We start from the raw sequence: 17425 nt of genomic DNA, 5'->3' as shown, positions 1-17425 counted from the left end.
GTTCGGTGCCTCCTCTTGAAGCTTTTAGTACGCCTGCTCTGCGGGCTCATCGTCCCACCGGTAGATCGGGTCCATCGTGCTCTCGGGACCCAGCGTGATGAGCTGCTTCAAAAGGCCGTCGTCGAGCGCATAAACCCATCCATGAATCATTGGGCGTTGCTCACTTCGCCAGGCATTCTGAACGATCGATGAGAAGGCGAGGTTGTTGACTTGCTCGATGACGTTGAGCTCGACGAGGCGGTTGGTCTTGGCGTCGATGCAATTGATGGCGTCGAGTTCGTTGCGATGGAGGCGATAAACATCTTTCACGTGCAGCAGCCATTTGTTCAGCAGCGTGAAATCCGACCGCTGACGTGACAAAGCCGCTTTCACGCCGCCACAATTGTAATGGCCGCAGACGATAATGTGCTTCACCTTCAGAACTTGAACGGCATATTGCACGACGCCGAGGCAATTGAGGTCGGTGGCGACGACTTGGTTGGCGATATTGCGATGTGCGAAAATCAGGCCGGGTTCAGCATTGACGATAATATCCGCCGGGACGCGGCTGTCCGCGCAACCGATCCAGAGGAATTCTGGTTGCTGGCCGTGCGCGAGTTGTTCGAAAAATTCGGGCTTGCGGCGTGTTGTCTCTTCGGCCCAAGCCTTGTTTTCAAGGAGGAGTTTCTCATGCGATCTCATCTGATGTCCGCGTGCTACGCAGCCAAACCAGAATTTGGCCTGCTCGACCTGTGAATCTTCGCCCTTATTTGAAAGTCAAATAGCGGCGGAGGGTGCGACTGTCAGAATTGTATCGAAGATTTCGGTCCGATCATCGATCCACGAGGATTCTAATTTGTGATACCAGCAGATATTTTTTTACTATTTGTTGTTGTTCATGGCTTTTCGTTACCTGCTCATCACAGGCGTGTTGATAGCGGAGCTTGGTGCAGATCGAGGGGATAAAGTCGGTCGCTACTACAATTCAGCGAAAGAGATGCAGCAATCATCTGCGTCGCTGAGCCTGGGAAGGGTAATTGAGCGTTAGACCGTTTCTCGTGAGCGCCTGAATCCGAAGGCTTCGCGACGAGGTAGAATTTTGAAACCAACTTTAATAGTGTCAGGTTTGTCTCAACCCTCGTTAAAGGTGAGCTCGATGCTGAAAATCTTTGGGTGTAGTTGATCTTGACGATTTCCGGCGCTGCGACGCGGGCCATTGAGGAAGGCCCGCGCGCGATAGCAGGCGGGCGGGCGCTATTTCAGGGCGGTGAGATCGGCTCCGAAATTGATGTGATACGCCTGACCGTCGATGACGAAGGCCGGCACTGATTTCACGCCTGCCGCTTCGGCCTCGGCTATCCGGTTCTTCGCCTGGCCGAGATGCACGATCTCAATCTCGTATTGCTTCGGATCGAGCTTCTCGGCGAACTGACGCTCAGCATCGACACAGACCGGGCAGCCAGCGTGATAGAAAATTGCTTTGCGGGTCATGGCGCTTCAGTCCTATTTGCGTGCCTCGCCTCTTGGGGACAGGCGACTCTCTTCGAGCGGCCGAAGATCTGAGCGGGACGCAATATCCATTGCGTCGTATCCCGTGTTAAGTTCAGGGAACGTCGTCGTGAAGCTTCTCCAGAGAACCGCCTCGTCGGATGGCGATAGCGCTTCATGGTCGCTGCAATCGAGACGCAGACTCTGGGTTCCGAAAGCCGCCCCGACATAATCGCAATGGTGCGGCGTCTTTGATTCGTTATGGACGTTGGGGCGGAAATACCGGCAGGTGACGCACATGCGTTGGGGCGAAAGCGCGCCGGCGATTTGAAGCGCGCGGATCGTTTTGATGACCAGTTGCAGTAACTCGGTTTGTTCCTGATCTGACAATGTTTCAAGCGCGCGCTCGGTCGCGGTTATGACGAGACCGATCCCTCGGACGATGTCGCGCCCGGCTTGGGTGATGCGCATGGCTACGGCGCGGGCGTCCTCTGGATCGGGCGCCTTTGTCAGCAGGCCCTTGCGAACGAGAGCCGCGACCGAGTCCGTTGCCGTAGGCTGAGACACGCCGAGCTGCGCGGCGATTGCCCCCACGCGCACGCCTTTTTCCGCGCGGCCGGCGATATAGGTCAGCACATGGGCCTGCGTCGGATTAAGCCCGGCTGTCCCGGCGATCGCCCATTGATCCGCGCGCATGACGGCGCAGATGCGATCGAGACCGTCGCGAATCCGGCGGGTTATTTGGGGCTCTGGCGGAACTGAGGTCATACCTTATGCATAGGACGCCTATGTAATGACGTCAAGAGCAATTTGAAGTGGGGACTGCGGTGGAAACGCGAGCGCTGAGCATTTGCGCGTTTTGCTGCCGGCCATCGTCGCTGGCTCGGCCTATCGGGGCGCGGTGGAAAGATCGTTTGGGCGTTTCCGCGATTCAATGACCGTCAAGAGGCCTGGCTTTTCGCGGCCGGAGGCCGCGAGTCTTAGGCGAAAGGGCGGACAAAGTGTCGACCCGACTTAAACGGAGCTTTGCCAAGAACCACGCTCTTGCATCAGAAGTGGGCCGCAAAGGCGCGCATGCGTCGCACGGTTCGCATAGAGCTTGATATGCCATTCGACCTGAGCGCGGGCCAGCGCGCTCAGGCCGATTAAGCTGATAAAGAGGCGACAATCAGCCGGATGGTTATTGCGCTTCGTAGTTGGCATGGCAAGCTCTGCCGCGTGCACCATGTTCCAGCGACATATGCGAATGTGAATGTTCCACTCTAAGCGGCTTGTCCTCATCCCGATCCACATGCGAGAAGCCTTCGATCTTCCGACCGCGAGGTTGGAACGCGGATCTCAATCAAAGCGGCCTCGCGCTGCTGGCCGCGTGGCGCAGGTCGCGCGCCCGAACGGCGCATCGCCCCAAACGGCATTGGAGTCGCAAGCGCCCACGCCCCTCAATAATCAGGCGCGTTGAATTGCGGCGAGGATAGTTAACAAGGCTGCACCTAACTTCTCGGACAACGCCAAATCAGATACGATGGCATGCGTGTCCCGGTCTCTTGCTTTTCCTTCAATTGGGACAGTGAGGGACGCCGCCTCAATGAGGCTGGCGGACATTGTGGCGAGGGTTTCGCGAAGTTGGGCGTCTGCATGGACCGCGCGCGGAGAGGTGTTGATCAGCGCCACGGGCTTTTGGGGAAATTCAATGCTGCCGACGAGCCAGTCGAGCGCGTTTTTCAAGGAGCCCGGAACGCCATGCGCGTATTCCGGCGAGCAGATGACCACGCCGTCGCTTCTACGGACGTTTTCGCGTAGCTCGCCAACTTCGCGGGGAAGAAGATGGGGAGCATCGGCGCGATCGAGATCCGGATTGAAATGGGGCAAGCTTGCAAGCCGATCGTAGAGAACAAAGTGGACGCCGGGCGGCGCAAGCAACGCCATTGCCTTTAGCGTCGCCGTATTTGTGGAAGCGCATCGCAAACTGCCAGAAATCGCTAGTAAGCGCATCGCCGCCTCTATGCGTCACTTGCAAAAGCTCGAGTCGTGGCGGCGGCTCCGACCTCCAGCGGCGTCGGGTCGGACCAAAAGCGAGACGAGAACTTGCGCGCATCGACCCGATAGGGACGATCCCAAAGAAAACGCATCTCGGCCATTTCGCGCAGTAGCGGGGAACCCAGCCCAAGGACTGGCAGGAGTGCCAGCGGCAAAGCAAAAATGCTCGGCGCGCTACCGAGCGCGTGGGCGCCGAGGGAGAGAATCTCGCGGGGCGTGCGTGTTGGCGCGCAGGGGAGATGCCAAGCGTGGCCGTAATCGTCGTCCGGCGCATCGAGCAGGGTGACGACGCCACGTGCGACATCCGGGACATAAGCAAAATCATGCTGCGTGTCTGGCGGCGCCAGCAAAAAGGCGCGCTTCCTTTCCGCGATTGCGCCGAAGGCGTTCGCGCCCAAATGAGATAAAGAGACGCCGGGTCCATAAAAATCTGAGGCGCGTAAAGCCGCTACCCGAGTTCGTCCGGCTTCCGCCGCCGCCATCCAGATGCGGGTCGCCTCGACGCGAACGGCCGGCTTCACGCCGAAAGGAACAAGGGGCATATCCTCCCGCAAGGGCTCGTCTTGTGGACCATACATGTAAAGATTATCGACAAAAACCATACGCGCCCGCGTCCCCTCGCAAGCTGTGATAAAATTGGTCATTGCCCGTGGCCAGGCAATACGCCAGAAATCCCCGTCGTAGGGAAATCCCACCGCGACGACGATTTGCTGCGCGCCTTTTGTCGCCCGTCCCACAGCTTCGGCGTCGAGGACGTCGCAAACCATGAAACTGGCGCCTTGGGGTAGATCAGGCGGGGCGTGGCGCTGCGCAACGCGAACGGAGACCCCTTGCGCGAGAAGCCGCCGCGTCGTCTCCCTTCCGACCGGGCCGAAGCCAAAGATAGTAATATCAGTGCTCATCTGCCTCTACTTTCAGCCTTACGATATTAGCGTGGCGCGCGCTCCCTCGTGGGCGAGGCTGGGTCTCCGCGCCTACCAATGGTGAGCTCTTCGGCCCGGTAAAAACTCAAATCGGAGCGGCGGCGGTAGCTCTCTTCTCCATCGAGATGTTGTGCGAGCGTATCGCCGCGCCTTGCATATCCAAAATGCATTGTTATGATCTGCACTATGCGCGAAACGAATTTGGCCGGCGTCGATCTTAATCTTTTACCCGCGCTCCACGCCTTGCTGTGGCGGCGCAGCGTCACGCGCGCCGCCGAAGACGTCGGGCTCAGCCAGCCCGCTATGAGTCGCGCGCTCGCGCGGTTGCGGGATCTGCTCGGGGACCGGCTCCTCGTTCGTACGCGCGAAGGCTTTGCGTTGACTCCGAAAGCGCAAGCGCTGGCGCCGCACGTCATCGCAGCGCTCGATGCCCTGAAGCCGGTATTTAATCCGACGCCATTCGATCCCACAAAAGAGCGCCGAGTTTTGCGCGTCGCCGCAGCCGATAATCAGTCGATCTTGCTCGGCCCAGCGATCATGAGCCGTCTGTCGCGCGAGGCCCCCCTGGTCGATCTTTGTTTCGAGCCCTACGGCGACGTTCTCAAGCGATTGGAGCGCGGCGCGCTCGATCTCGCTTTCGCATTGGCGACCACGCCTCTCCCGCCTGGGGCCGTGAGCGAGACCGTCGCACGTGATGAACTTGCGCTTATTTTGCGCCGAGGTCATCCGGCCGCGAAGCGCCGATGGAAACTCGAAGATTACGGTCGCTTCGATCATGTCGGCGTCGCGCTGCTTGGCGATGGAACTTCCGAAATTGACGCCATGCTTGCCGCGAAAGGCGTGTCCCGCCGCATGGCCTTCACCGCGCCGCATTTTACAGCCGCGCTCGCCTGCGTTGCTGCGACCGATATGGTGACGACTCTCTCGGCCACCTTCGCTCGCCGTTTTGCCGATTATTTCGACCTTGTTCTGTTGAAGCCGCCTTTTAAGAGCATAGCATTGCCGATGACCCTCGTTTCCTCTCAGATTAAGGCTACCGACCCCCTGCTAAAGTGGTTCTGCGCGCTTGTGCGTGATGAGGCTAAGCAAATCTACGAAGGAAAAATCCGGCCGCGCGGACAGTCAGAAGCGCTAGGGACCATAGGTGAAACTCGGCAAACGGCGAGGCCTGTAGTCCCTGCCAGGAATCGGCAGAATCTTGGAGGCGTTTAGTCCTTCCACTTAATTCGCTGTCTACCAAAGTTATCAAGGAGGACCCGCAGGGGCGACGGCATCAGGCTCGGCATTCGATAAGGCCTATGCGAGCAATGAGGCGGCCGATGTGATTTCCGAGGGGCTGCGAATTGAACCACAAAACATCCACTTCCTGATGCGGAGCGGTGGACTCACCAGTATCTGCGAAAAACGGGAAAATTCTGATGCGAACCAGTTTCGGTTGAAATTCGTTTTCAAGAATCGACGCGGCGACAAGCCTTTTCCCTCTGCGTTAAGAAGACCCGGAGTCTGATCCACATGACCTCTGAAGTTGAACAGCCTTTGCTCGTCATGGGGCGTCGATTGGTGCGGGCGCGACGAGTTAGCCTACCTCACGCTTGCGTGAATTTTGTGGTTCGACGCGCTGTTGTCAGGTAAAGGTCTAGCCTTGGCGCCGCCGTTCTTCACGATCGGGCATTCGACGCGGTCCCTTTCGGATTTTTTAGGTCTCCTTGATCCCTCGCATATTCAGCTCGTCGTCGACGTTCGGTCGATCCCGAGGTCCCGGAGAAATCCGCAATATAACATCGATACGCTGCCAGAGGCGCTTTCCGGGTTCCATATCGATTACAAACACATCCCTGAGCTCGGGGGCCTGCGCCCGCATCTCGATCAAGTTCCGGCGGCGACGAACGCGTTTTGGAGAGAGCGCAGCTTTCGTAATTATGCGGATTATGCATTGAGTGAGAGCTTCCGCTTAGGTCTTGCGAAGTTACGCGAGATGGGTCACGCTCGGACTTGCGCCATCATGTGCGCCGAAGCGCTTTGGTGGCGTTGCCATCGCCGGATCATTGCAGACTATCTCTTGGCCGCTGGCGAAAGCGTTTTTCACATTCTGGGGCCGGGCCACATCGAACCTGCACACATGACAATCGCCGCGAAAACGCAACCAAATGGCTCGCTAACTTATCCTGCCGCTCAAAACTCTTTGCCAGAAAGTTCTAACGCGAGGACGGCGCTGACACGCCCGCTTCGGTCGACTCGATCAGGCGTGCATTAACACTTCCGCGAATGTCAGCGGGACAGTCATGCAGCCGCGCTGCCGAGACGCTGGCATGGAGCCTGTTGTGCGAAAGCGAGCGCGCCGAGACGTCTGGGACTCACCAAACATGCCTTGTTTCTTCCGAAAAACTGCGCCGTGGATTTCGCCCCGGAGCGCGGAAAACGCGTCGGACCGTCTGCTCCTGTGTTGGGTCTTCACGCAGAAGAAGCATGGCGCTGCGCTCCGGACGGCGCGGGGTGAATGAGTCCCTTGGCCAGCAAGGCGCCGCCAAGCGCGCAGAAATAGAGATAGCCCCGGCGATCGCCAAAGCGCTCGATGACGCCGTCGAGTGACGCCGGATCGGACAGGCGCAGGAGACTGACGAGACCGCGCGCCGCGCCAACGTCACCTGGCGGAAACACATCGAGTCGCCCGAAGCCACGCAACAGGACGAGGCTGGCGCTCCAGGGGCCGATGCCTGGCAGCTCGCGGAGCATCTTCAGCGCGTCGCCTGTCGGCGCCCGCGCAATATGTTCCTCGATCAGATCTCCCGCCTCGATAGCTCGAGCGATGTAGCGAAGGGTGTCCGCTTTTCGAAGGCTCAGTCCACATGCTTTCAGGTCCTCAAGGTGAGCCTCGGCGACGGATCGGGCCGTCGGGGACGTATGAAAGGAGCGGCCGGCCTCGTCGATGCAGAGGCCAAAGCGCCCGACTAGCCGCGTTACGTTAGCCAAGCCGGCTTCAAGACTGACTTGTTGAAACGGCACGACATTCAGGAAGGTTTCGAAAAAATCGGCAAAGCGCGGGGGACGCATCCCTCGTAGCGCAACGGCTATTGGGGCTAGGGCTGGCTCTGCCTCGACCAATCGCTGAAGCGGGGCCGGATTTACATCCAGACCTAGCATTCGTCGCAAAAGCCTCTCGATTCGCCGTACTCGTGCGGAAGATCCACCAAGAATCGAATAGCGCACGTCTGGGCTGTCGATGGTTCCCTGGTTTTCAACTGTGGTTACTATTGGATGATCGTCTATTCGAAAGACGCGTAAATAACGCCCGCCCTCCCACCGGTCGATGTGGTTGGTAGGTCGACGCTGCAAAACCCGCACGGTTGCTTCGAGATGGAAGGGCGCTTGCGTGGGAAGACGCTGCCCACCTGTGGTGCTGCGACCTAACCGGGGTTCAGTGCGCTCCTGATCACTAAGCATCGAATCATCTTCCGCACCGTTCGCCAATTTGACGCCACTGAAGCGAGGGAGCGCCATAGCGGCCACGACCGTGAAACCGGATCCTGGGGCGCCTATGAAGAGCTGGCGTCGGAAGATCCCCTCCAAGGCAAGGCGATCTCTCTTCTGGCCGACCGGCTAAGGTTGATTTGTTTGCGACGGGATTGCAGCCGGGGGCCGGCTGGTGGCGGCGCGACGCTTCTCGATCTCGCTGATGATCGCTGGCACAATCTCTCCCTTTCCCACCTCTTCGACCATGTGCTTGACGCCGTGAATCAGGTCTGTTCCGGCCTCCTTGAAAAACGATCTCACGTGACCCCGCTCGAGCCTCGGCGCATCGGGTCGATAAACGCCGCGTGCAGGGGTGACGCCAACCCCCATGTCATAGACGAGCTTGCCGCCGAGATATGCTGTATAGCCGAGGATGCCCATGCCCACTGCGCCGGCGCCGAGATAGGCGTGACTCGGACGCTTCAGTCGTAACCGCCAGAGCGCCATTGAGCTGGCGGCGACCGTCGCGACGAAGTTCAGGGTCCGGTGGGTCTGGAGCATCTCTCGCGATTTGCCCTCAACATTGACCTCCTCGCCGGCGATCAGGCCCGTAACCACAGAGGCGACTGCGCTCGCCGCCGCGGCGCAGATGGCCATCTGCCCGGAGACGAGGAGCGCCTTGTTATTGGTCGCTCGCCCGAGGAGGTCGGTGCCGATCGCCAATGGAAGCAAAGTGATCGGCGCGTGGACAAGGGCCGGATGTATCTCATGAAGGCGTAGGCTCATGGTGACGGCTCCCAACGTGCGGCGAGTGGCTTTGAATTATTTGGCATTCGACGATGGTCCGGAAGACCGGCCAATGCGGCCCCTGTCGAGAGGCGCGGAAGCGAGAGTTTACAGCGAGGCTTGGCGTGCGCTCAGGCAGATCTCTGATCTGCTGACATGGAACGCCGACGCATTAGAGCAGTTCCATCGATCAACAATAAGGGAGCTGTCCGGAAAGTCTGACTCCAACTGAGGGATTGGCTGCGTGCCATCTTGTCGTGATTTCGACCCTAGGCAGCGCCTGATTATCTGCCGCGATTGGTTTCATTGGAGCTCGAGGAGCCTTTCCCGCCAGAATCTCGTGCCTCTCGCGGTGCCGGCGAGCCCACCTTAATCCGAGAGGATTCGATGCCCGCCGTTTGATCACTACTCCCGAACAGGAAATCGGAACGACAAGGATCGCATTGGCGGGGATGCTTAGCCACTATGCGTCCTTCGCGACAGCCTTGGTCTGTCCAATTATCCCAGCCTTCCGCGGCGGCGTAAGTTTGCCTGGATTGTTAGAGAGGCCTGGTCGAGCTGATACTTACGATCCGCCAAATGCCGGGCTTTCGTAGATCCTCCTGATCACTGTTCGACCCATATGTCGAAAAACATCCACCGAAATCGACGCGATCATCATCGCGCCGATCAGGCGCTCGATGTGCCCGCCATAATGAGGAGCGCCTACCGGCCGAAAAATCAGCTTGATGCCCTCTTCGCGGCACGCCCATGCAAGAGCATGGCTGCGAAAATCGGCGCCATTGTCCGCGTGCACGCCGTCGGGCAATCCCGCAGCCGGCCAGGACGCGTCGATCTCGCGCTCCTTCAACCATGCGCTCTTGTCGTAAACCGCGTTCAACATGCAGAGGCCAAGTGAGACGCGCGACGGCTCGTCCATCGACATCGCGAGGCTCGTGCCCAAAGATTCACACATCAAAACGATGGGCCCGTCGGCGAACCCGCGCGCGCGGGCCGCACGATAAAGGGTTCTGTCGCAAATTTTGCTTGAGGACGAGACGCGCGATAGCGGGGTTCTCAAGACTTACGCCGCGAGAGCGTAGAACTGCTTCGCTGGGCGCATTTTACCCGTCGTTCGCAACTGCCCCTTTCGGATCATGTGCATGAGCTCGACGCCTGTGAGCGTCGCCGTGGCTGAGCGAAAGGATTTGAACCCGAGCGCCGGCCGCACCCACCCGCTTGATCGCTCGGCGCCGACGATGTTGTTCAGATATTTCCTTCGCCGGATCTCGATGCCCGCCTCGTGCTCCGCGTTGTAGCTCAATCGCCGCGGTGTTGGCGCCGCTCTTGTCGATCGTGATCTTCTTCGGCGCGCCGTTTTGACCGATCGCTCGGCGCAGGAACCGCAACGCCGCTTTGCGATCCCGCTTTGTCGTCAGGCGGAAGTCCACCGTGGCGCCGGCTTTGTCGACGGCCCGATAGAGATATTTCCAGGAGCCCTTGATCTTCACATAGGTCTCATCCAGCCGCCAGCTGGAGCCGACGGGCCGCTTGCGGGAACGGAACTGACGGTCCAGCGCGGGCGCGAATTTGACGACCCAGCGATTGAGCGTCGAATGGTCGACCTCGATCCCGCGCTCTCCCATCATCTCCTCGAGTTGCCGGTAGCTGATCGGGTAGGCGACATACCACCGCACGCCCCACAGGATCACGTCACGTTCAAAATGGCTGCCTTTGAACTCGATCATTGTGCTATTCCGCCCGCCCTGCTCCCAACCAGCATAACCTAGGCCGATCCCGCAATAAAAAGTTTGCGACAGAACCCGCAAATGCCTGAACGGTGATGATCGCCGCCTGAGGCTCCCAGAAGGCCAAGGAATTTTGACGGCCGTGCTGCAAGGTATTGCCTAAGCCCGACTGTAACTACACTGTTTCGCCAGTGTTGCTGAGCGGCAACTTAGTGCTCTTTTGCCACAATCGAACGGATTATCACGGTTGTATGACAACTGACTTTTGACGATTCGCCGGGGCGCTGATGATAAAGAAACCAATTCCCGCAACTATTGCTCTTTGTGCGGTCTTGGCCTCGTCCGCCGCGAATGCGGCTACAGACGTGAACGCGATCGAGAGCCGCCTGCGCGCGCTCGAGGCGGAGATCGCCAAGTTGCGGAAGGAGGCCAAAGAGGCCAAGGCGCAGGCCGCCGCGGCCGCCAAGGCGACCAACGTCGCCAACGCCGTGGTTGTGAAGGCTGACAACGGCCCGCCGCCGCCGCCGGTCTTCGTGAGTTTGAAGAGCGGCCTCCTCGTTGAGACCGAAGACAGAGCCTTTTCCTTCAAGATTGGCGGACGCCTGTTCGTGGACGGCGCCGCCGCCGCAGGCTCGCCAGGCAATGGATTCCAGGGCAACGTCGGTTTCGGTCAGGCGCGGCTGGAAGTCGAAGGCCGGATGAAGCCCTGGTTCTATAAAATGCAATATGACTTCGCCAACCCGACAGTGCAGCTTTGGAATACAAATCTTCCAAACGCAAACACGCTCACGGGGCTCGCCTTCTGGTCGAGAAACTACGTCACGGACCGCAACTTCCTGTGGGGGGGATGGCGCGACGCTTACATCGGCCTGCAAGACCCGCGTCTTTCTGCGCCGTGGCTTACCGAGCCGGTCTATTTCAAGATTGGTAGCCAATGGGAATCTTTCAGTCTGGAGGGAATTACTTCCTCCAAATTTCGTGACCTGATCGAACGGCCGCTTGCCGTCGACGCTTTCGCTCCGGCCCGCCATATTGGCGCGGCGGTCGGCATGATCGGCAGAGACAACTGGACCGCGCACTTCGGCATCTACTCGTTGAGCTTCCAGGATCTCAACACGCGCCCGGTCAATACCTCGTCAGGAAATATCGGCCCCATTGTGCCGGCCTATAGCGGCTATGGCGTCAGAAACGCCAACTGGTGGCAACCCTGGGGCGGCGGGGCCTATTGGGAGGCTACCGGCCGCGTGACTTGGGCGCCGATCCTGGACGAGCACCGACTCGTCCATATTGGCGTCGCTGGGAGCTACCATCAGCCGAATAACGCCACGGCGTATAGCGACGATCGCAACTCGGCCCCCGGCAACCGTTCTGCTTCGGAAGCCAATGTTCTGTGGACGAACCTCCTGGGCACGCCTGATCTGTCCTGCGGACGCTTCCTTCAGCCTACCGTCTTTCAGACAGCGGGGACGGTTTTGAACCAGTATAACGCCGCTGGCAACTGCATCAAAGACATCGAGAAACTCGACCTCGAAGCGGCGCTCTCCTACAACAACTTCTTCGTTCAGGGCGAATGGCTGGTGGCGAACTACAATCGCAACACCTTTGCGGCCGCCGAGTTCGCGCAGGCCCAGTTGACGCAATTGGGCGCGCCCACGCCGGCTCAAGGGATCTATCTGTCGCCCGGCAATTCCCGTTACGTTGCGAGCGGCGGCTATGTCCAGGGCGAGTGGTGGATCACGGGCGAAGAAAAGTCCCAGTCCTATGACATGAAGGACAAGAATGGCGTGACCTTCGGCCAGCTGAAGATCAAGGACCCCTTCTCCAAGGGCGGGTGGGGCGCCTGGGGTCTGGTCGGCCGCTGGAGCGTTCTCAACCTGAATAACGGGCCGTTCTCGGGAGGCAATATCAACAACGCGCTGTTCTTCGCGAACAATGCTTCCGGCCTGGCCGGCAGTCCGCTTCCGGGAACCCCCGCCCAGATCGCCAACGCCACGCTGCTGCAGAACGCCATCGCCAATTCCGGCATCTATGGTGGTTACCAGCAGAATGTGACGGCCGGCATCAACTGGTATCCGGACAATGGCGTCGCCTTCCAGTTCAACGCCACGCATGTGATGTCGTTGAAGTCGCCGCTGAACTGGAACCCACAGGCGATGTACGAGGGCGGCTCGCATCCGACCTTCCTCGAGCTGCGCACCAAGGTCTATTTCTAGGCTCAGGACCTATTAAATTTGGTTGAGCTATAATTCACAAGGGCTTCTGATTCGGGAGCCCGTGATGACCAAATTGTTTTTGCTGAGCGCACGTCAGATGGCGCGGATATCGCCGTTCTTTCCTCTGGCGCATGTGGTCCCGCGTGTGGATGACCGGCGGGTCGTGAGCGGTATCGTCTATGTCATAAAGAACGGCCTGCAATGGAAAGACGCGCCCAAAGGCTATGGCTCGCACAAGACACTCTATAATCGCTTCATCCGCTGGAGCCGGCTTGGGGTCTTTGACCGCATCTTCGCGGCGCTTGCGGCCGAGGGGCCGAAGCCCGAGCGAATCATGATCGACTCGACCCACCAAAGCGCATCGCACAGCGGCGAGCCTCTTAAAAAAGGGGCTCTTTCCCGTTGTATCGGCCGCACAAAAGGCGGGTTGAACTCAAAGCTCCACGTCGTTTGCGACGACGGCGGCAAACCGCTTGCGATGCTACTGACCGAAGGGCAGATGAGCGATCACAAAGGCGCGCGGATAATGCTCGAAGCCCTGCCGGCAGCATCAGCGCTGATCGCCGACAAGGGTTACGATAGCGACTGGTTCCGAGAAGCGCTGAAGGCGCGCGGGACCGAGTCCTGCATTCCGCCAACCAGAAGCCGCAAGACCGCTCTCGATTACGACAGGGCGCTCTACCGCCAGCGCCACAAAATCGAAAACCTTTTCGCCAAACTCAAGGACTGGCGACGCATCTCAACCCGATACGACCGATGCGCCCACACGTTCTTCTCGGCCATCTGCATCGCAGCAGCTGTCGTCTTCTACCTCAATCAATGAGTCCTGACCCTAGGCTTTCAGCGTGAGTATTTCGTCTAACTGCAGACGGCCGTTATCTGGATTTCGGCCCGAAGGCCCTGGGTATCGTCCCTATTGCGCAGATGCAGGGTCGCGCCGCTTCGTCTGACTGCGAGATGGACGATCGCGAGGCCCAGACCGCTTCCCGACGCGCTCTTGTGACGGCCGCGGAAAAACCGCTGCGTGACGAGCGGCAATTCTTCTTCGGGTATGCCGGGCCCCTCGTCTTCCACGAACAGGATCGCGCCCGCCCTCGCGGCGCCCCAACGCACCTTCCCGCCGCTCGGCGTGTGAATGACCGCGTTTTCGTGGAGGTTCCGCAAGGCGAGGGTCAGGAGTTCGCGGTTGGCGCGGACAGTCGTGCCGCAAAGCGCCGGCTCCACCTCGACGCGACGTCCCTTCGACGCGGGTTCGAGGTCGTCGACAATTTCTTCGAGAAGCTCGCCGACTTCCACATCCTCCGCGCGCTCGAGGTCGAGACCTGCGTCGAGCTTCGCCAGAACGAGAAGTTGCCTCACGAGACGCGTCGTGCGTTCCACGGCGAGCAGAATCTGTCGCAGCGCGCGTTCCCTCGCCTCGGGATCGGCGGCGGCGATGGCGACCTGGGCCTGGGTTTTCAGGCCGGCGAGGGGCGTGCGAAGCTCGTGGGCGGCGAAGGCGGTCACCTCGCGCTCGTGCCGGCGCGCAGCCTCGACCTTGGCGAACAGGCCGTTGAGCGCCCGGGCGATCGGCTTGATCTCGGCGGGGGCGTCGTCGACGAGGATCGGGCGCATGTCGTCCGCCCCGCGGCTTTGAAGTTCGGTCGCCATGGATTGCAGCGGACGCAAGCCGCCGCGAATGCTTGCCCAGATGAGAAATCCGAGCAGCGGCGCGACGACCGCGGCTGGCGCCATCAGGCCTCGCATGAGGTCGCCGACGAGCCGCTCGCGCAAGCCGAGCCTGTCGCCGACCAGAATGCGCAAGCCTTTGTCGGCGTCCTGGACGGCGTAGATCCGCCAGGTTTCGCCGTTGATCGTTCGCTCCGAAAATCCCGAGCCGTCCTCGCTCAAATTGGCGTCCGGCGCGCCGGCCGAGCGCGCCACCAGGCGCCCGTCCAGCGACCAGATCTGGCAGGCGAGCTGGCGCTGATAATTCAGGAGCTCGGGATGGGCGAGCGGCGCGGCGACGGCTCCCTGCATTTGCGCGTCGCCGGCCGTCACCAGCGAACCGACCATACGGGCGGCCTCCCGAAGGCGCGTGTCGAGCACGCGCTCGATCTCGGCTTTGGTATGGACGTAGATCCACCCCGCCGCTCCCAGCCAGATCGCCCCCGTCGCAACGGCGAGAATGAGGAACACGCGCCAGCGCAGCGACGTCACGGCGCCCTCATCCGGTAGCCGAGCCCTCTGACCGTCTCGATGATCTCGCGCCCGAGCTTCGATCGCAGATTGTGCACGTGAACCTCGATCGCGTTGCTCTCCACTTCCTCCTGCCAGCCGTAGAGACGATCCTCGATCTCGGTTTTCGACAGGATGACGCCGGGCCGCTCCATCAAGGCCGACAGCACGGCGAACTCCCGCCGGGAGACGCCGATCGGCTGGCCGCGCGCCGTGACCGTCAGGCGGGCGGGATCGAGAACGATCCCGCCGGCGTTCAGCACGGGCGCCGCGCGCCCTTCTCCACGCCGCGCCACGGCCCGAAGCCGGGCCGCGAGCTCGTCGAGGTCGAAAGGCTTGCCGAGGTAGTCGTCGGCGCCTGCGTCGAGACCCTGGATGCGGCTCGTCACATCGTCGAGCGCGGTCAGAAGAAGGACCGGCGTGCGATCGCCGGCCGCGCGGAGCTCTTCGAGGAGCGCCAGGCCCGATCCATCCGGCAGCATGACGTCGAGCGCCACCGCGTCGAATTGCGCAACCTCGAGCGCGGCGCGCGCGTCGGCGCAGCTTCCGAGCACATCCACGGTCGCGCCGGCGAGCCTCAGCCCGGCGCCGAGTCCGTCCGCCAGGATGGGATCATCTTCAACGACGAGCAGCCGCATGCTTTCTCCTTTGCCCGGTTCGTTCCAGCCCAGCCTTAAGGCCGACTTAAGGTGGAATTCGAGACTGGCGTCGTCGATCAAGACAAACGCGCAGACGAAAGGGCGAATTATGACCAAATCCTGGACGCGCAGGCGCTTCATGGCCTCGGCGGGCCTGTCGGCGATCGGGCTCGGGCTTTCGAGCCCCGCCGCCGTCGTCTCGGCCAGGGCGCTTTTCGGCGCCGAGGGCAAGGGCAGGCGCGTGACGTTGCTGCACTTCACGGACACGCACGCCCAACTGGAAGCGCACCCGGAATATCTTCCCGGCGCCGATCCGGAAATCCAGATGATGGGCGGTTACGCCCGACTGAAAACCGCTATCGAGGAGGAGCGGCGAAACTGCGACGGCCCGTGTTTCCTGTTCGACGGCGGCGACGACTTCCAGGGCTCCGGCCCGGCGACGTGGTCTCGCGGCGAAGTCGTGCTCGGCCCGCTCGATGCGCTTGGCCTCGACGTTTTCGTCCCGGGCAATTGGGAGCCGGCCTATGGCCCCGAGCGGTTCAAGGAAACCATGGCTCGGCTGAGCTGCCCGGTCGTCTGTTACAATTTCCACGACACGGAAAGCGGCAAGCGCCTGTTCGAGCCGTCTGTGACGATCGAGCGGCAGGGCGTGAAAATCGCCGTGGTCGGCATTACCGACATCGGCGCGAGCAAGCGTCATCCGCCCGCCGAATTTCGAGGGATGGACACGACCCGGATGGAGGGCTTACGCGATTTCGTCAAGGCGCTGCGGGCGCGGGAACGGCCGGACCTCGTCGTCGCCCTCACGCATACCGGCCTGTCGATCTCGCGCCAGATCGGCCGGGAAATCCCCGAGTTCGACGTGGTTCTGTCGGGCCATTCGCACGAGCGCACGGCGCGGCCGATTCTCGAAGGCGAAGTCGTCGTCGTCGAACCGGGCTGTTTCGGGTCGTTCCTGAGCAGGCTCGACGTCGTTCTCGGACCCGCCGGCGGCGTTGTCGGCCACGAGTTTCGCCTCATCCCGATCCTGCCCGATCGCTACGAGGAAGACAGGACGGTGAAAGCCCTGGTCGACAGCGCGCTCGCCCCCTATCGCGCGCGGATGGGCGAAGTTGTCGGGAAGACCGAAAGCCTGTTGATGCGTTACGACGTGCTGGAGAACACGGCGGACGATTTCATCACCGACGCCGTGCGCGAGGCGGCCAAGGCCGACATCGGCTTCTCCAACGGCTTCCGCTTCGGCGCGCCCATCCCCCCGGCGAATGTCACCGAGGCCGATCTGTGGAACCTCTTGCCGATGGACGCCCGTTTGAAGACCGGCTGGATCACCGGCAAGGAGCTCAAGGATTATCTGGAAAACGAGCTGGAGCTCGTATTCTCGAAAGACCCCTGGAAACTCAATGGCGGATGGGGGCCGCGCGCCTCCGGTCTGACGCTCCTGTTCAAGGCGCGGGCGGAGAAGGGCCGGCGCGTCGTCTCCTTGAAGGTCGGCGGTCGCGACGTCGAGGACGAACGGCGCTACACGATCGCAGGCTGCGAACGCCCGGGAGAACCCATCGACGTCATCTGCCGCCATCGCGGCAGCCACGACGCCGAGGTTCTCCCGATCACGGTCCATCAGGCGCTGCGCGACTACTTTAAGGCCCATCCGGTAATCGCACCCCGACGCGAGGGACGCGAGAGGGCACTTGATCTTCCCTCTGTCGTGTTTAGCCAGGATGCAGTGCTCGCGGGCGGCGACGTCTACAGGGCCGCGACGACGCCTTCGGGTCTGCCGCCGACATAGGCCGCCGCGGGGCGTTCGTCGAACGGGCTTGCTCGAGGGGGCGCGGCGTTCTGTTTCATATCGGTGGCGAGGCGCCAGCTCGCCGAAGAAGGTCACGATCGACAAGAGCGCCGCCAACACCGCTGCGATCGAGAGTAGGCGAAGGAAATAACTGAACAACATCGTCGGCGCCGAGCGATCA

18 protein-coding genes are annotated in these 17425 nt (G+C 60.9%); 7 read left to right on the top strand and 11 right to left on the bottom strand.

Annotated features, from left to right (window positions below; all coding sequences use genetic code 11):
• Positions 1 to 24 precede the first annotated feature (24 nt).
• Positions 25 to 528, bottom strand: coding sequence for a carbonic anhydrase (locus WOC76_RS23870; RefSeq protein ID WP_341431644.1), 504 nt, complete (start codon positions 526 to 528; stop codon positions 25 to 27).
• Between WOC76_RS23870 and WOC76_RS23865 the strand changes: the two genes are divergently transcribed.
• A complete protein-coding gene (locus WOC76_RS23865; protein ID WP_341387446.1) occupies positions 436 to 735 on the top strand; it encodes a hypothetical protein in 300 nt (99 codons plus the stop codon). The two genes, WOC76_RS23870 and WOC76_RS23865, sit on opposite strands and share 93 nt — an antisense overlap.
• Positions 736 to 1233: 498 nt before the next feature.
• Here the strand turns inward: WOC76_RS23865 and WOC76_RS23860 are convergent, their stop codons facing one another.
• The 4 genes from WOC76_RS23860 to WOC76_RS23845 form a co-directional block, all read right to left on the bottom strand.
• Positions 1234 to 1470 carry a thioredoxin gene (locus WOC76_RS23860; RefSeq protein ID WP_341387400.1) on the bottom strand — a complete coding sequence of 79 codons (237 nt, stop codon included), beginning with the start codon at positions 1468 to 1470 and terminating at the stop codon, positions 1234 to 1236.
• A 12-nt stretch (positions 1471 to 1482) separates the two neighbouring features.
• Positions 1483 to 2235: a MarR family winged helix-turn-helix transcriptional regulator gene (locus WOC76_RS23855; RefSeq protein WP_341387401.1), complete on the bottom strand. Its 753-nt coding sequence runs from the start codon at positions 2233 to 2235 to the stop codon at positions 1483 to 1485.
• A 678-nt stretch (positions 2236 to 2913) separates the two neighbouring features.
• On the bottom strand, positions 2914 to 3459 hold the full coding sequence (locus tag WOC76_RS23850; RefSeq protein ID WP_341387402.1) for an NADPH-dependent FMN reductase: 546 nt from the start codon (positions 3457 to 3459) through the stop codon (positions 2914 to 2916).
• An 8-nt stretch (positions 3460 to 3467) separates the two neighbouring features.
• Positions 3468 to 4406 carry an NAD-dependent epimerase/dehydratase family protein gene (locus WOC76_RS23845; protein WP_341431639.1) on the bottom strand — a complete coding sequence of 313 codons (939 nt, stop codon included), beginning with the start codon at positions 4404 to 4406 and terminating at the stop codon, positions 3468 to 3470.
• 195 nt (positions 4407 to 4601) lie between these two features.
• On the opposite strand from WOC76_RS23845, the gene WOC76_RS23840 reads away from it, so the two are divergent.
• From WOC76_RS23840 to WOC76_RS23835, 3 genes are all read left to right on the top strand, one after another.
• Positions 4602 to 5639 carry a LysR family transcriptional regulator gene (locus tag WOC76_RS23840; protein WP_341431638.1) on the top strand — a complete coding sequence of 346 codons (1038 nt, stop codon included), beginning with the start codon at positions 4602 to 4604 and terminating at the stop codon, positions 5637 to 5639.
• A 109-nt stretch (positions 5640 to 5748) separates the two neighbouring features.
• The gene (locus WOC76_RS24505; RefSeq protein WP_445928487.1) at positions 5749 to 5934 is read left to right on the top strand and encodes a DUF6522 family protein; all 186 of its coding nucleotides are present in this window, start codon (positions 5749 to 5751) and stop codon (positions 5932 to 5934) included.
• A 96-nt stretch (positions 5935 to 6030) separates the two neighbouring features.
• Positions 6031 to 6681, top strand: coding sequence for a DUF488 domain-containing protein (locus WOC76_RS23835; RefSeq protein ID WP_445928486.1), 651 nt, complete (start codon positions 6031 to 6033; stop codon positions 6679 to 6681).
• A gap of 197 nt (positions 6682 to 6878) precedes the next feature.
• On the opposite strand, the gene WOC76_RS23830 is transcribed toward WOC76_RS23835, so the two are convergent.
• From WOC76_RS23830 to WOC76_RS23815, 4 genes are all read right to left on the bottom strand, one after another.
• Positions 6879 to 7994: a DNA-3-methyladenine glycosylase family protein gene (locus WOC76_RS23830; RefSeq protein WP_341387404.1), complete on the bottom strand. Its 1116-nt coding sequence runs from the start codon at positions 7992 to 7994 to the stop codon at positions 6879 to 6881.
• A gap of 30 nt (positions 7995 to 8024) precedes the next feature.
• The gene (locus WOC76_RS23825; protein WP_341387405.1) at positions 8025 to 8663 is read right to left on the bottom strand and encodes a DUF2231 domain-containing protein; all 639 of its coding nucleotides are present in this window, start codon (positions 8661 to 8663) and stop codon (positions 8025 to 8027) included.
• 565 nt (positions 8664 to 9228) lie between these two features.
• Positions 9229 to 9513 carry a hypothetical protein gene (locus tag WOC76_RS23820; protein WP_341431637.1) on the bottom strand — a complete coding sequence of 95 codons (285 nt, stop codon included), beginning with the start codon at positions 9511 to 9513 and terminating at the stop codon, positions 9229 to 9231.
• A gap of 213 nt (positions 9514 to 9726) precedes the next feature.
• A protein-coding gene (locus WOC76_RS23815) for an IS6 family transposase (protein ID WP_341387407.1) occupies positions 9727 to 10390 on the bottom strand; the annotation gives its coding sequence in 2 pieces (ribosomal slippage) (positions 9727 to 9964 and positions 9963 to 10390; 666 coding nt in all).
• A 365-nt stretch (positions 10391 to 10755) separates the two neighbouring features.
• Here WOC76_RS23815 and WOC76_RS23810 point away from each other — a divergent pair.
• Together WOC76_RS23810 and WOC76_RS23805 are read left to right on the top strand one after the other, a co-directional pair.
• Positions 10756 to 12603, top strand: coding sequence for an OprO/OprP family phosphate-selective porin (locus WOC76_RS23810; RefSeq protein WP_341387408.1), 1848 nt, complete (start codon positions 10756 to 10758; stop codon positions 12601 to 12603).
• Between the two features lie 64 nt (positions 12604 to 12667).
• Positions 12668 to 13426 carry an IS5 family transposase gene (locus tag WOC76_RS23805; RefSeq protein ID WP_341431636.1) on the top strand — a complete coding sequence of 253 codons (759 nt, stop codon included), beginning with the start codon at positions 12668 to 12670 and terminating at the stop codon, positions 13424 to 13426.
• Positions 13427 to 13461: 35 nt separating this feature from the next.
• Here the strand turns inward: WOC76_RS23805 and WOC76_RS23800 are convergent, their stop codons facing one another.
• Both WOC76_RS23800 and WOC76_RS23795 read right to left on the bottom strand, forming a co-directional pair.
• Positions 13462 to 14802, bottom strand: coding sequence for an ATP-binding protein (locus WOC76_RS23800; protein ID WP_341387410.1), 1341 nt, complete (start codon positions 14800 to 14802; stop codon positions 13462 to 13464).
• Complete coding sequence (locus tag WOC76_RS23795; protein WP_341387411.1) at positions 14799 to 15458, bottom strand: response regulator; 660 nt, start codon at positions 15456 to 15458, stop codon at positions 14799 to 14801. The genes WOC76_RS23800 and WOC76_RS23795 overlap by 4 nt, the downstream gene beginning before the upstream one ends.
• 109 nt (positions 15459 to 15567) lie before the next feature.
• Between WOC76_RS23795 and WOC76_RS23790 the strand changes: the two genes are divergently transcribed.
• Positions 15568 to 17244, top strand: a complete 1677-nt coding sequence (locus WOC76_RS23790; protein ID WP_341387412.1) for a bifunctional metallophosphatase/5'-nucleotidase — start codon at positions 15568 to 15570, stop codon at positions 17242 to 17244.
• Positions 17245 to 17425: the final 181 nt, after the last annotated feature.

The sequence above is a fragment of the Methylocystis sp. IM3 genome, from assembly GCF_038070105.1.
Classification (GTDB): domain Bacteria; phylum Pseudomonadota; class Alphaproteobacteria; order Rhizobiales; family Beijerinckiaceae; genus Methylocystis.
The sequence above is the reverse complement of the archived record's forward strand: the minus strand, read 5'-3'. Positions and strand labels throughout refer to the sequence as shown.

What these genes read in the sequence shown, in the direction of transcription:
- WOC76_RS23825 (WP_341387405.1), bottom strand. Translation starts at nt 8,663, where the DNA reads ATGAGCCTACGCCTTCATGAGATACATCCGGCCCTTGTCCACGCGCCG.
- WOC76_RS23850 (WP_341387402.1), bottom strand. Translation starts at nt 3,459, where the DNA reads ATGCGCTTACTAGCGATTTCTGGCAGTTTGCGATGCGCTTCCACAAAT.
- WOC76_RS23805 (WP_341431636.1), top strand. Translation starts at nt 12,668, where the DNA reads ATGACCAAATTGTTTTTGCTGAGCGCACGTCAGATGGCGCGGATATCG.
- WOC76_RS23840 (WP_341431638.1), top strand. Translation starts at nt 4,602, where the DNA reads ATGATCTGCACTATGCGCGAAACGAATTTGGCCGGCGTCGATCTTAAT.
- WOC76_RS23795 (WP_341387411.1), bottom strand. Translation starts at nt 15,458, where the DNA reads ATGCGGCTGCTCGTCGTTGAAGATGATCCCATCCTGGCGGACGGACTC.
- WOC76_RS23855 (WP_341387401.1), bottom strand. Translation starts at nt 2,235, where the DNA reads ATGACCTCAGTTCCGCCAGAGCCCCAAATAACCCGCCGGATTCGCGAC.
- WOC76_RS23845 (WP_341431639.1), bottom strand. Translation starts at nt 4,406, where the DNA reads ATGAGCACTGATATTACTATCTTTGGCTTCGGCCCGGTCGGAAGGGAG.
- WOC76_RS23860 (WP_341387400.1), bottom strand. Translation starts at nt 1,470, where the DNA reads ATGACCCGCAAAGCAATTTTCTATCACGCTGGCTGCCCGGTCTGTGTC.
- WOC76_RS23790 (WP_341387412.1), top strand. Translation starts at nt 15,568, where the DNA reads ATGACCAAATCCTGGACGCGCAGGCGCTTCATGGCCTCGGCGGGCCTG.